Here is a 12,885-nt window from a genome sequence, read left to right as displayed (position 1 = left end):
TTAACAGACTTACTTTGATTATAAAATTAACAAAATCTTTTATCAAAAATACAATACCCCACTATAAACAGTTACTTTACAAAAAATTTAACCATTTTGAAATCGCGAAAAACAAACAAAAATCATTATTAGAATATGAGATAAAATCTCTAATTGAAGATTTACATATTTTAGGCTTAGTTTACTACAAGACATCAAAAAATAATCATGAATTAGAAAAAGTCCATGGCTGTTTTCTTGATGCCTTAGAACAAGACAGTAATTATTATATTGTTCGCTTATATTCTGCTCATTGTTTTCACGATAAAAAAGAGTACTCAAAAGCTCTAACAGATTATTTAAAGGTAGACTCGGTAAATATGTATTATCAATCCAGTATTTTATTAAAATTTTAGAGTTCTATAGAAAAGAAAACTTCATAGGTTTAGTAAACCCAGTTGAAATATTTGAATGCTTAGCAACGACAGATCCGATCTCTTATGAACTCAAAAAGCTCGAACAAGTATATTATCAAAGCAAAGATATATGAAAAAATAGTAGTGAATAATAAGAAGCATTAATACATTAATTCAGCTAAAATACTTTCTCATATTAAAAAAACACTATATTAATTAGGAAAAAATATGTTTAAGAAGTGCTTCTATATTCTAATCGCATATGTGAGTATCAATACGGTTAATGCAGCCGAGTTTTTAGGAAATGTTCAAGAATTTTATGTTAACAACCAACATACTGCGCAACTAAATCTAAAGCAAGGTAATAGCGATAATAAACCAGGATGCAATCCAACAAATGGCTGGGATTTCACTTTTTTAACCAACACTGATTACGGCAATCAATGGGTCAGTATGTTGTTGGCAGCTAAGATGGCCGATAAGGCAATTCGAGTTGGTTACAATGGTAATCAAAATGGGACTTGTGAGGTAACTTACTTGTATTTTCCTAGAGAAAATTAAATTGAGACGTTTTCTTTACTGACACATTTTTTTATAACATATTATGTTTGAATACACTAAAGTAGTTAGCATTTAATCACAATCGACTTTAGAATTAAAAGTGACAAAAATCAAATAAGACAATAACATTGTCTTGCTAGCAATGATTTTTTTACATTTAGCCATAATGCAGGATGGACAAAGATTCTACTTCTTTATAGCTCCACTTTAGGTTTATAGCTCCACTTTAGGTTTATAGCTCCACTTTGGGCCTAATGTTATGTTCGAACAGAAAAATACGTAAATTTATGTTTAACCATATTAGTATAAAAAAAAGAAACCGATTAGAATTGATACTTACTCGTTCAAAGATAAAGGCAGTTTTAGAGCTATGCTTTTATACTACTTTTTTTGGTTTTTGGTACACCGCATTAATTGACGATTTTTCTTCTTTTAATACAATTAAGCAAGATATCATCACTAAAGTCAGTGAGCAAAAGATGCTAATTGTTTTTTTCATAGCTCCACTATTTTTTGCAAAACGAATATTGTTAAACGTTAATACAATAATTTCTGGCAACGAATATACATTCAACTCTACAAGAAAAAAAATTTACCACAATGGAAAGGAAGTCTGCCATTATCATCAAGTAGAAAATATACAGATTCGACGAATATATAACAGTGAAGATAGTGATAGTTACATGTTAACTATTATTTACTCTGGTATGAAAAAATTTTTTATCGCTGAGAGTAGTGATAGTTCGTATATTAAGGAGATTGCTGCGAGTATTGCAGATGCATGTGATACAAAAGTCGAATACAAAGATTAGCTAATTTAATCAATTTAATTATTCGAAAGATTTTAGGGGAATGCTTCATCATATACTTGAAATAATATTTTGCCCACCAAAGCGGCAAATACCTAAATTACTTTCAAATCTTCTGGTATCGAACACAATATAAATCATTCGCAAATATCGGTAAAAGACTAAAAAATACCACAATTCTCGCAAATTAAGCTCGAGTGCTTTATTATACGCCACATTACAAATTGCAAAATAGAGTGCTTATGTCATTACCTCCTTGCCCCAAATGCCAGTCTGAATATGTGTATCAAGACCAGTCTAACCTGGTTTGTCCCGAATGTGCTTTTGAGTGGAATCCCGATGAGATTGCCCAAGAAGAAGCCATTAATGTAAAAGATGCAAATGGCACTTTACTGTCAGAGGGCGACCGAGTAACCCTGATAAAAGACTTAAAAGTGAAAGGCAGTTCACTTGTTTTAAAAATTGGCACAAAAGCATTAATCAAGCGAATCGTTGATGGCAAAGATCACCAGCTCGACTGCAAATTAGATGGTGCAGGTGAAATGATGCTCACAGCAGCTTTTGTAAAAAAAGCTTAGAAAAAGCATTTTTTCTATGTTAACGCTATTAATAGTAAGGAACAAGATGAAGCTTTTAATTATTATATTTGTAGTAATATTATCATCATGTGCAACGCCACATACTGATTTAACTAAAAGCAAACGACTGATTTCAAAAGAGGCCATTCCATTAAAAGTTGTAGAACCTCGTTTTCCAATGCAAGCAGCTATCAACAGTATTAGTGGTTACGTTCGATTTTTATTTGATGTATCACCAGCTGGTGCTGTTGAGAATCTTAGAATTGTTGAATCGGTACCAGAAGGTATGTTCGATGCTGCGGCGACTTATGCAATAAGCAGATGGACTTTTAAGCCGGCTGTAAAAAATGGTCATCCGGTTAAGCAAACCGACATGGTCTATACACTTGAGTTTAAAATAGGTGAATAAAAAGATTGGGGCTAGAGTAGATTACAATTTTTTTGTTGCTTTTCTCGGCTAAATTTCAAATGCATGATGACATTAGCCATATGCCCCAGTTAACTACGTGAAAATAAGTCTGCTATTATTTTGACTTAAGTTTCTTTATCACCTGTGTATTTACCCAGTAAATATCAACAGTCGCTTCACCATTAGGTGTTTTCCCTCGTCGATCAAAAAAGAGAACTTTTCCATCGGGCGATACACTCGGATAATTTTCTGCACTAGCCGTATTTATCTTATCACCCATATTGAAAGCTGGTCCCCATGAACCATCAGCCTGACGAAAACTAATATAGAGATCTGATGATCCATAACCGCCTTCTCTTCGACTATCCCAAATAATATAAGATTCATCGGGTGCAATAAAGGGATGAGCATTATAATGTCCAATAGCAAACTGCGAGCCAAGTGACTTAGGTTGTTCGTATTTACCATCGATTAATCGAGAGTACCGTAATGGGATATCTAGTTTCTTGGTAAAAGTATCAAAATATAAAGTACCATTAGTAGAGGCTGAAAGCCGCATAATATCAATATCGTTAAAAGGTACACCCAAGCTTTTTAAGTCAGACCAGCCTGTTTCGGTAAATTCTATATATTTATTTTTAAAATAGATAGTTTTTCCATCAGGAGAAACAGATGGTTCACTAACATCTCGCTTAACAATCGATTCTTGCCATTGCTTATCTTTATATTGAAATACAGTCAGGGCATTTTCTTTAGATTTTTTACCAAGAGGTCTTCGGATAAAATAAAAGGTATTCATATCTGCCCCAAACATACCCTCAACCTCACGATTAGCTTTTGTATTCACAATATTGGGGGCAAAAATTTCGGGGATAGAACCAGGTAACATTTGACCAAGGTAGGGACCTTTAGAAGCGGACAGTTCCCCTTTACAATAACTATTATTACTTATCAAAAATATAGACAACACTAAAATAACTAAGATACCAGTATGTTTCATAACTACTCCCTATTTAAGACTGTTAGATTGTTTAACTAAGTCATTCATATTTTATTGCAAACTGAATAGGAAACTGAGTAGAAATATTCTCAATTTAACCTATTTAACGACATTGCCTGCACTATTAAACGTAATTTTTTGTGTAACGAAGATAATTTTTTTGATAACAACGATGAGCATCGCCAAGACCAAATGGTTGAGTAATTCATTTATTTAATTAAAATTCGAGCAATAAATATTTTTGTATTACTATCAAAGCTCTGAACCGACTTCAGTTGAAAAATTTTATTAACTAACGTGTGTTCAGCAGAAAGCTTTTTCATTTTGCTTTCACCAGTTGGTGTTTTATATTCGAGTTCACACTCACCAGATATAACATAAGCCAAGTCGATGTATTGTAAGTGATCTTCGCTAGTAAAAAACTCTGGCCATGATAAGTTTTGATTATTAAGAGTAAATACATCAACCTTAAAGTCGGCAACTCGTTGATCGACCATTAAATTAAAGTCTCTAATTGTTCCATTAACCAATTTGCAGTCTGTCTGCCATTGGCCAGAAAAAAGTTGTCTCTGTAGCGGTGTATTTACAGTAATCCATTCCTGCTGATTAAACCGTAATCGCATTCCAGTACCCTCAAGTAGCATAATGCAACGTTGATAATGTTCAAATAACGAAAAAGGCCCATCTTGAGTCACAGTAGCAATAGATAATCGCCATTAAGGTAACTGGTCGTCAACATTACATTGGTCCGACACGGCAAGTTGACAGGTTTCTCCACCTCCGTTTTTCCAAGGCATAATAATATAATCGAGAGAAGAAAGAATGCGCACTTGTGAATGGCCTCGATGAATAAGTAACCTAACTTGTTATTCTACTGATACGACTGGCAATCAGCAACACGCTAGCTATTAAAATTGAAATTTATGTAACAGTTTTTAAACCAGCCGTTTTCAGATATCCTAGTGATAAACAAGTGCAGCCGCCTATTATTTAAATACGTTAAGACCCCGTAATGTCTACTGATTGGCAATGTAGCAGTCAAAGTAACATTAACCTGTATTCGCCTCTTTGGGCGCTTTATTATTGGTGTCTGAAAAGCAATTAAAAGATATTTGGTCTATTATTCTTTCTATATTGATAAAATAAGAGTCATTCCTTACAAAAGCCGCTAAAATATACACCAATTTAAGTCACGCAGTTATTCAAATAGATGTCATTTAACGAACTCAAGCTCATTCCACCAATATTAAAATCGATAGAAGAATCGGGCTATCGCACGCCTTCACCTATTCAAAACAAGGTGATTCCGCTTATTTTAGCAGGTAAAGATGTTATGGCGGCGGCACAAACAGGTACGGGTAAAACGGCAGGGTTTACCTTGCCACTTTTGCAACTATTGGCAGATGGCAAAAAAGCTGAATCTAATCAGGTAAGCGCTTTAATTTTGACTCCGACACGAGAGTTAGCAGCACAAGTGAATGAAAGTGTTAGGGTTTACAGTAGCCACCTACCATTAACTCATTTTGCTGTTTTCGGTGGTGTAAAAATAAACCCTCAACTGATACGACTGAGAAAAGGTGTTGATATTTTAGTTGCCACACCTGGTCGCTTGTTAGACCTTATGCAGAATAATGCAGTACGTTTTGATAACTTAAAATTTCTGGTATTGGATGAAGCTGACCGCATGCTGGATATGGGATTTCTTCCAGACATAAAAAGGATTCTTAATAAACTTCCTAAAGAACGACAAAATTTATTATTTTCAGCAACATTTTCTGAAGAAATTAAAGCGCTTTGCAATAAACTCTTAAATAACCCTATCTCAGTAGCAGTATCACCGGCCAACACTACCGCAAAATCCGTTAAACAATGGGTACACCCTGTTGATAAAAAAGGTAAGTCAGCTTTACTGAGCTACTTAATTGGTCATAACCGTTGGCAACAAGTGCTAATATTTACCCGCACTAAAAGAGGAGCCAATAAAGTTGGTTATGATTTACAAAAAAGTGGCGTTAATGCTGATGTTATTCACGGGAATAAAAGTCAAGGAGCAAGAACTCGAGTATTAGCCGAATTTAAAGCCGGAAAGATTCAAGCGCTGGTTGCTACAGATATTGCCGCTCGAGGACTGGATATTGAACAATTACCCCAAGTAGTCAATTTGGATTTACCCAATGTTGCCGAGGATTATGTTCACCGGATTGGAAGAACTGGACGAGCAGGTGCAGTAGGCCAAGCGATATCTTTGGTCAGCGCTGATGAAGTAGATAGTTTACAATCTATAGAAAACCTGATTGGAGAAAAGTTAAAGCGAATCGTTGTTGATGGCTTCGAACCGACAAATGCGGTCCCAGAAACCCATTTAAAAGCAGTTCAAAAGAAAAAAAAACCGCATAAGAAAAAAATTGCTAAAGCAAAGATTAAAGAACTAGAATCGAAAAATAATAAAAAGCCTTCTCCACAAAAGAGAAAAAACAACATTGCAAAAAGAAAACCTAAACCGAAAAGTAAACAGCCTAATCAAGCTGTGGTTCAAAAACCGAAAGCATAATTATAGGTAATAACTCGATTATTTTTGACACTGGGTAGTTACACAGAATTTATTACATTGATATATTTTGACCATTAAAATAGCGCTAAGTTTTACAAATATACTCAGGAAGTGATTTATTTTCTTTAAAGCAGTATTTTTAAAATAAAGCGCAAATTGTTTGCCTCCTTGTATATAAGCAGAATAACTAAGAAATGCAACTGAACCGTATCAATATGTTTCAACAGTTTTACTTATCTTATACAAGTGAATACCACCCCAGCTCTTGCTCATCAAATGAAAAATGAAAGGTATCAATTAAAATACTTTTTTCTTCCCTCAACAACGCACCAATATTGGTGGTAATAACCGAGTTGTTAAGCCTACTCCGAGTGCAAAACCTCGGCCTGTATCCGGCGGGAAGAAAGTAGCCAAAAATAAAGCGCGCAATGTACCGTTTGAATATGAGTTAAATAAATTGCCGTCAATTACTATCACCTCACCGACTCATATTGCCACCATTAAACTTAAAGGTGCAATCACATTGCAATCAGCAAAGCCAGTCGATTTTGCTACCTTAACAAAAACAGGATTTGAGATCACAGCTAAAAGAGAAGCTGATGTAGCTCTTGGTAAACTTGTAACGAATTCACAGTCAGGGTATAACGCGAAAACTAACGAAATAACTCTTGAAATGGGCATTACAACCCATTCAAATGTACCTTATTCACCTAAAACTACTGTGGCCGCCGGCGTTTCGTCCAAAACCGGTTTGCCCGTATTAAAAGGTAATATTGAGGCACCTGAAATAAAAGGTAAACTTGGTGATTTTCACTATGTAACAGGGAATCTAGCATTTGCAATTGAGATTACCCCCAGACCCCCAACGGCTAAACCACAGCCTGTTCCGGTACCTGCTCCTTCTGCTAAACCTGTTCCACAGAGAGATGGTTGTGATTATCTTTGGGGAAGTTTGCTCATTGCTGGTGCTGGCTTATTAATTGTGGCAACAATCGCAGAAGATGTGGTAACTTTAGGCGTTGGTGTTGCTGATGATGTGCCCAGTTTTGCGGCAGCAGCGGCAATGTTTGCGGGTGGTGTTATGTTATTTAAGCCCGTTAATGGTGGAACGCCTATTCACGTGGAAAGTCATGGTCTCACTCCTGAACAACTCTAAAAGTATTATTGCGTTAGGGCTACTGCTACTTGGCAGTGCCTTATTGCAGACCAATTTAAAAAAGCCTTCAGAGTCAGTCTTATGCTCTTCAGTTGAAGATACTCTGCCGATTATCGATGAAATTTCTAAAAGGTATGAGATAAATATTCATAGTCAGTTTAGCAATAATGTGTTGCCAAAAATTTATTTGAATAGCAATGCTAAAGGAAAGATTGTGCCGATTAATCCTGTCAATCTTTGCCGAGCAATTGACTTGATTGAGAAAGAAATTAATCTATATGCGACAAAGCCAATCAAGCAAGTGCTTAAAAACATTTATTTAGCTGACAAATTAAGTTTTTATCAAGTGGAATACGGTGGAACTGCTATTGGTGATTCGCTTTATTTGACGGTCGGTTCTGTTGAGCAAGGATATAGCGATAAATACATTGCGGAACTATTTCATCATGAATTAAGTTCACTATTTTTCCATTATTTGGCTTTTGATAAAAGTACTTGGAAAAATGCAAACCCAGAAAACTTTAAATACTTGGAGTCTGATAAGGAAGTATTAGCTCAGGTAGCAAAAGGTGATGTTAATCATTATTCTACACAAAATTATGAAAATGGATTTTTATCTGAGTATGGAAAAACTAATTTGGAAAATGATTTTAACACTTATGCAGAGGTGTTAATGACCGAGCCTGAAAAACTGGAAGCTTTAGCTAAAAGATATTCTAGAATTAATATGAAACTAGTATTGGTACAGAATTTTTATAGTTTACTTTTAATAGAATAGCAAATAAAACCAGCATAATTTAATGCTCCATATCAAACAAAAGAACTACTACCATAATTTTCAATTTGGTCGTATTATAGGGTGACATATAGTGCAAGAATGCGCGTGATTAGTACCGCCTCGCAAAAGATGATATTGGAAACTATGTGTAGTTCAGTACAAGGGGATGATGAAAATCCTCCGACTAAAGACGAATTATTAACTAATCATGCAGCACTACTTAAAAGTTATTTGCTTAAGGCTTCTAATGAATGCATTGATGTGTTGTCACAACAGGTTTTTATGCTTTAATTTCTTGTTAAACTACTATTGCTTTTTAAACCTAAGTTACTACTTTTTGCTTCCAAGAAATAAATAGGGCGAATGGTAAAAACGGAGGTATCTACTTCTTATAAAATTTTAAAAATCAAACAATATAGAATATACGAAGCAGAAATGGTTAGTTTCATTGAATTAGGATTTTTCAGCTATTTCTGACAGGATAAAGCGGCTATTTCTAATAGAGAATGATCCGTTAAGCTTGTAAACTCTCTTTTTTCACGGAAGAACATAGAGTATCAATATGTCAAAATTAACCTTAACTTTTGGAATTACTTGCTATTTATTACCAGTAGGCTGGACTAACCTTCATGCTAATTTACCGATAGAACAAAATAGTATTCCTCCTTTACTACTTGCCAAAAGCTATCAAGCAACAACCCAACTTGATCAATTTTTTGTAAGTGAAAAACTTGATGGTGTACGTGCTTTTTGGAATGGTACGAATTTTATTACTCGTGGTGGCCATTTAATTAATTGTCCACCTTGGTTTACCGAAAGATTTCCGAGGCAAGCAATGGATGGTGAGTTATGGTTGGGGCGAGGGCAGTTTGATGCAATATCAGGGCTTGTACGCCAAAAGATAGTTGATGAACTGCGCTGGAAAAAAGTCACATATCAAGTATTTGATTTGCCACAAAGCTTACTACCTTTTGAACAGCGTTACATTAACCTTAAGAGTTTAGTAAAAAATCATCATAGTCCTTACTTGTCACTGGTTAAGCAATTTTCAATTCAAACTAAAAGTGAACTAGATGATCGGCTTAGTACTGTAGTGGCAAAGGGTGGTGAAGGGTTGATGCTTCATAAAAAAGATTCTATTTATCAAGCATCGCGCAGTAATGATCTGCAAAAATTGAAACCCTTTAATGATGCAGAAGCTACGGTCATTAGGCATATTTCTGGTAAGGGTAAATATAAAAATCTCTTAGGCGCAATAGAAGTTATTAATCAAGAGGGGGTTAAATTTAAAATTGGTAGTGGTTTTAGCTTGCATGAAAGGTATAATCCACCACCAATTAATAGTGTAATTACCTACCGCTATCGAGGAAAAACCAAGAAAAATATACCTCGTTTTGCAACTTACCTTCGACAAAAAATTACAGGGCAATAATAAAGTCGATTTAAATTAAACTAAAGTTTGAAAACACTTCCAAATTGTTAATAAATAATAGATTTGAATAGAAAAACTAGTTATTCTTAGTCAATTGCTTAAAAAATAAAGATACTAGAGTTATCATGAAACCCCAAAAATTAATTGAAAAAATTATTGTTCAACCAAAAATAATCGAGTTTAGCGAAGTCATTCAATGTATTGATGAGTACTATTTATACGAACCAAGCACATTTATTAATAATGGTTTGGAGAATATTGCTGGAACTAATGAAGGTTCCTGTAAAATATTTGCCTTTGCTTCTCTCAATAACTTAAATGAAAAACAAACGCTTGCATGTTTTGGTCATTATTATCGTGAAGATGTATTAAACAATCCGGAAGCCACTGATCACCAAAATATACGTAACTTCATGCAATCAGGATGGAAAGGTATTCAATTCGAAAAAAATGCACTAACCTTAAAGACTCTAATTGAATAATGTTTTTGTTAAGCTTTTAGAAATATCTCCATTTTATTGGAGAAAGTTCACATCATTGCACATGATTTTTAGCGGAGAATTTATCTTCACCACAAAAAAAGGTGCATTGAACACAGCGAGTGATACCGTAGTATTAGAGTATTTGTTCTAAGCCAATTTGTGTTTTACAAGTGTGACTCATGGTTAATACTCTTATTATTTATATTTTATCCTGGGAGCTAACTTACCGAAGTGAGGCTTGTTTGTCTAGTAAGAGTTTGAGAGGATGAGTTTTTAAGTATGGGGTGTTCAGATTTGTAGTCCAGATTTTTGTTTAGAGTTTAGGCATGGTGAATAGTAACAAAATTAAAATTATAGGTTCTGAATTTTTCGACACTAATCTTGAATATAGAGTATGTAGTCACCTTACTCCCATACTAGATTATTTAACGAAAGATTTACCTGACTTTGATAAAAATCAAAAATTAATTTCTGACAGAGGTTGTGCCCTCACATTAAAAATTAACTTCACTATCGATTTAGAAGAGCTAAAGCAAATTTTTGAATTACCCCAGTTTATTGTATTGTCAAAAGAATGTAATGCGGTGGTATGTCGGAAGTGCTGGTGTGATATAGAGGGTAAGTAAAGCTATGGCAGTATCAGATAATTCAGTAATTAATAGCATCTGTTACCACTTAAAAACTATTTAGATCAAACTTGAACTATATGGTAAATTAATAGATAAAAAGAATAGTGTTATCCGTGATAGAGCTTATGGCAATATAATACTAGTGTTATCAGATATTGATTTTCAACTGATTGAGTCAAAGTTAGAAATTTCAGGTTGTGTTATTTTTAAGAAAGAAAAAATATTATTTCTGTGAACAAGTTGTTATAGAATATTAAAAACCATAAGTTGATATTTAATAACTACAATGGTTATATACTAATAACTAAGTTAGTGAGATTTTAATAAAAATATTTCAGAAATATAATACATAATTTTGATATTCTTAATCAGGAAACTATCATATATAAAATATAATGAGATAGACAAATATAATAAGACAAATAACAAATGACTAGGCAAACAATCACTATTTCGATAGATTAGTGTTTGGGATTCAATTAGATACGGATATTCATCATGACTCGCGCACGAAAAACTCAAATCGATTTAAATACCACACCCTACTACCCTCAATATAAGAATGGCAATGACAGGGAGCTTCGACCGAGAATGTACGAGTTCTTAGATAAATATATCAATACAAGCGATTAGAAAATGTGTAACCAGTCGGTTGAAATCGACGCGATAAAAACGCGCGCCTCAACTTGGCGTTAGAATTGAGAAAGTAATGGCTTTTAGAACAACTCAGCACAAGATAGGAAGCAGTGGCGAACTCGCCTTAAGATCTAAGATTGAAGATCTCGGCTTTGCCACCAGCAGCATCGACCCGGATTATGGTGAGGACTTTTTTATCTTTGGTGAAGATGATGGGGTAATTGAGCCATTTAAAATTTACGTACAAGCCAAAACATCCGAAAAGGATGATCTCTATAAATCTGACTGGACTATTTACGAGGATGTACTCACCGTTAGAAATTGGGTGCTGGGAAGTGATTTCACTATCTTGGTCAGATTCAATAAGAAAGATGGGATTTATAAGTATTGTATACCTGAAGATGAAGTAACTTATTGGGATTTGCCATTAGATCGATCAAGGGATGTTGCGCTTAATTGCTCACAAGTTCTAGATGATGACGCAATATCTCAACTTATGTGGCAAGCAAGAATTCGCCATTACGAAAGAATTGTGAAAATTACACAACCAAATGATTTCGAGGATACTTCTTGGGAAGATCTTCCTCAATTTAGACTTTTTTGCCTAGAATTCCTAACAAGACTTGGACTGATGAATGGAAAAGAGCCTCACCTGAGTGATTATGCATATTCAGCTCAATTACCTCTCAAGATGAAGCTAATTGAGGATTGCGAGTTTGAAAGTTCTGAAGATATGACAATATTAGAAAAAGGAACCTATGGCGCTTGTATGTTATTGATACTTGATGCTCTAAGAGAGAAAAGTGGACATGACGTTGGTATGCCGAAATTTTTCTTGGATTGCTGCTCTTGCTTAATGGTTCAACTGGTAAACCAAAGAACTGAAATAGAAAATGAAAAAAATTCTAACAAGTAGCTTCACCGGACAAAATACTCGCTGCGCTCATATTTTTCTGGTGAGCTAGGCGTTGGTATGACTCCCTTTGTCAATTAAAACGTACAAATCCCCACCCTATTTTTTCAAAGTGCCACTATCTAAATGTTGGATGAATTCAATCACAGATTAAAGCCAGTAACTTTCGACGGTTCTCATGCTGGTATCCGTGGATTTTATCGCCAAGCGATTAACCTACCTTACTTATTTCGTCGTGGTGCTTGTCTTCAGTCTATGCTCGTGGGTCTAATTAATTTTCATCATCAGCCATCCTAACGCCGTCGGAGATTACACCACCTACCGTGGTTTAATCTGCAATTGAATCCAAAACTTTTAATCATGCTGGTACACGAGAGAGCCTATCTTTGGGATTAACCGGAGAGATCAACTAGGAAAGCAACTAGGAAAGAGCAACTAGGAAAGAAACTAGGAAAGGACATCCTCAGCTTAAAATAATATTTTTTGAAGTTAGGTATATGTATATATAAAAAAGCTTTTTTCCCGTATGAAAATGAATCAAAGTAACAGGTTTAGT

The 12,885-nt window shown here is 34.7% G+C and carries 15 protein-coding genes; 13 read left to right on the top strand and 2 right to left on the bottom strand.

Translation table 11 applies throughout. The features are described from left to right. Positions 1–14 precede the first annotated feature (14 nt). From ABVT42_RS14330 to ABVT42_RS14310, 5 genes are all read left to right on the top strand, one after another. A complete protein-coding gene (locus ABVT42_RS14330; protein WP_353896500.1) occupies positions 15–395 on the top strand; it encodes a hypothetical protein in 381 nt (126 codons plus the stop codon). A 228-nt stretch (positions 396–623) separates the two neighbouring features. Then, the gene (locus tag ABVT42_RS14325; RefSeq protein ID WP_353896501.1) at positions 624–956 is read left to right on the top strand and encodes a hypothetical protein; all 333 of its coding nucleotides are present in this window, start codon (positions 624–626) and stop codon (positions 954–956) included. A 287-nt stretch (positions 957–1,243) separates the two neighbouring features. Continuing rightward, positions 1,244–1,768, top strand: a complete 525-nt coding sequence (locus ABVT42_RS14320; RefSeq protein ID WP_353896502.1) for a hypothetical protein — start codon at positions 1,244–1,246, stop codon at positions 1,766–1,768. Between the two features lie 239 nt (positions 1,769–2,007). Beyond that, on the top strand, positions 2,008–2,343 hold the full coding sequence (locus ABVT42_RS14315) for a zinc ribbon domain-containing protein YjdM (RefSeq protein ID WP_353896503.1): 336 nt from the start codon (positions 2,008–2,010) through the stop codon (positions 2,341–2,343). Between the two features lie 46 nt (positions 2,344–2,389). Beyond that, on the top strand, positions 2,390–2,752 hold the full coding sequence (locus tag ABVT42_RS14310) for an energy transducer TonB (RefSeq protein WP_353896504.1): 363 nt from the start codon (positions 2,390–2,392) through the stop codon (positions 2,750–2,752). A 115-nt stretch (positions 2,753–2,867) separates the two neighbouring features. Here the strand turns inward: ABVT42_RS14310 and ABVT42_RS14305 are convergent, their stop codons facing one another. Both ABVT42_RS14305 and ABVT42_RS14300 read right to left on the bottom strand, forming a co-directional pair. Next, a complete protein-coding gene (locus tag ABVT42_RS14305) occupies positions 2,868–3,752 on the bottom strand; it encodes a TolB family protein (RefSeq protein WP_353896505.1) in 885 nt (294 codons plus the stop codon). Between the two features lie 209 nt (positions 3,753–3,961). Next, positions 3,962–4,456 (bottom strand): HutD/Ves family protein, encoded by a 495-nt coding sequence (locus ABVT42_RS14300; protein WP_353896514.1) that lies wholly within the window; start codon positions 4,454–4,456, stop codon positions 3,962–3,964. 506 nt (positions 4,457–4,962) lie between these two features. Here ABVT42_RS14300 and ABVT42_RS14295 point away from each other — a divergent pair. The 8 genes from ABVT42_RS14295 to ABVT42_RS14260 all read left to right on the top strand — a co-directional run bounded on the left by ABVT42_RS14295 (position 4,963) and on the right by ABVT42_RS14260 (position 12,332). Beyond that, positions 4,963–6,303, top strand: coding sequence for a DEAD/DEAH box helicase (locus ABVT42_RS14295; RefSeq protein ID WP_353896506.1), 1,341 nt, complete (start codon positions 4,963–4,965; stop codon positions 6,301–6,303). Positions 6,304–6,760: 457 nt separating this feature from the next. Beyond that, positions 6,761–7,459: a hypothetical protein gene (locus ABVT42_RS14290; protein WP_353896507.1), complete on the top strand. Its 699-nt coding sequence runs from the start codon at positions 6,761–6,763 to the stop codon at positions 7,457–7,459. Between the two features lie 43 nt (positions 7,460–7,502). Beyond that, on the top strand, positions 7,503–8,237 hold the full coding sequence (locus ABVT42_RS14285) for a hypothetical protein (RefSeq protein ID WP_353896508.1): 735 nt from the start codon (positions 7,503–7,505) through the stop codon (positions 8,235–8,237). Between the two features lie 99 nt (positions 8,238–8,336). Beyond that, positions 8,337–8,528 carry a hypothetical protein gene (locus ABVT42_RS14280; RefSeq protein WP_353896509.1) on the top strand — a complete coding sequence of 64 codons (192 nt, stop codon included), beginning with the start codon at positions 8,337–8,339 and terminating at the stop codon, positions 8,526–8,528. Positions 8,529–8,799: 271 nt separating this feature from the next. Beyond that, positions 8,800–9,669 (top strand): DNA ligase, encoded by an 870-nt coding sequence (locus ABVT42_RS14275; RefSeq protein WP_353896510.1) that lies wholly within the window; start codon positions 8,800–8,802, stop codon positions 9,667–9,669. Positions 9,670–9,794: 125 nt separating this feature from the next. Continuing rightward, the gene (locus ABVT42_RS14270) at positions 9,795–10,151 is read left to right on the top strand and encodes a HopJ type III effector protein (RefSeq protein WP_353896511.1); all 357 of its coding nucleotides are present in this window, start codon (positions 9,795–9,797) and stop codon (positions 10,149–10,151) included. Positions 10,152–10,477: 326 nt separating this feature from the next. Then, complete coding sequence (locus ABVT42_RS14265) at positions 10,478–10,777, top strand: hypothetical protein (protein ID WP_367023978.1); 300 nt, start codon at positions 10,478–10,480, stop codon at positions 10,775–10,777. Positions 10,778–11,489: 712 nt separating this feature from the next. Beyond that, positions 11,490–12,332: a DUF4365 domain-containing protein gene (locus ABVT42_RS14260; protein ID WP_353896512.1), complete on the top strand. Its 843-nt coding sequence runs from the start codon at positions 11,490–11,492 to the stop codon at positions 12,330–12,332. Positions 12,333–12,885 lie beyond the last annotated feature (553 nt).

This window comes from Aliikangiella maris (genome assembly GCF_040719265.1).
In the GTDB taxonomy this organism is placed as follows: domain Bacteria; phylum Pseudomonadota; class Gammaproteobacteria; order Enterobacterales; family Kangiellaceae; genus Aliikangiella; species Aliikangiella maris.
The sequence above is the reverse complement of the archived record's forward strand: the minus strand, read 5'-3'. Positions and strand labels throughout refer to the sequence as shown.

Coding starts and splice junctions, on each gene's coding strand:
- ABVT42_RS14295 (WP_353896506.1), top strand. CDS start 4,963: ATGTCATTTAACGAACTCAAGCTCATTCCACCAATATTAAAATCGATA.
- ABVT42_RS14325 (WP_353896501.1), top strand. CDS start 624: ATGTTTAAGAAGTGCTTCTATATTCTAATCGCATATGTGAGTATCAAT.
- ABVT42_RS14265 (WP_367023978.1), top strand. CDS start 10,478: ATGGTGAATAGTAACAAAATTAAAATTATAGGTTCTGAATTTTTCGAC.
- ABVT42_RS14310 (WP_353896504.1), top strand. CDS start 2,390: ATGAAGCTTTTAATTATTATATTTGTAGTAATATTATCATCATGTGCA.
- ABVT42_RS14280 (WP_353896509.1), top strand. CDS start 8,337: ATGCGCGTGATTAGTACCGCCTCGCAAAAGATGATATTGGAAACTATG.
- ABVT42_RS14260 (WP_353896512.1), top strand. CDS start 11,490: ATGGCTTTTAGAACAACTCAGCACAAGATAGGAAGCAGTGGCGAACTC.
- ABVT42_RS14315 (WP_353896503.1), top strand. CDS start 2,008: ATGTCATTACCTCCTTGCCCCAAATGCCAGTCTGAATATGTGTATCAA.
- ABVT42_RS14275 (WP_353896510.1), top strand. CDS start 8,800: ATGTCAAAATTAACCTTAACTTTTGGAATTACTTGCTATTTATTACCA.
- ABVT42_RS14320 (WP_353896502.1), top strand. CDS start 1,244: ATGTTTAACCATATTAGTATAAAAAAAAGAAACCGATTAGAATTGATA.
- ABVT42_RS14305 (WP_353896505.1), bottom strand. CDS start 3,752: ATGAAACATACTGGTATCTTAGTTATTTTAGTGTTGTCTATATTTTTG.
- ABVT42_RS14270 (WP_353896511.1), top strand. CDS start 9,795: ATGAAACCCCAAAAATTAATTGAAAAAATTATTGTTCAACCAAAAATA.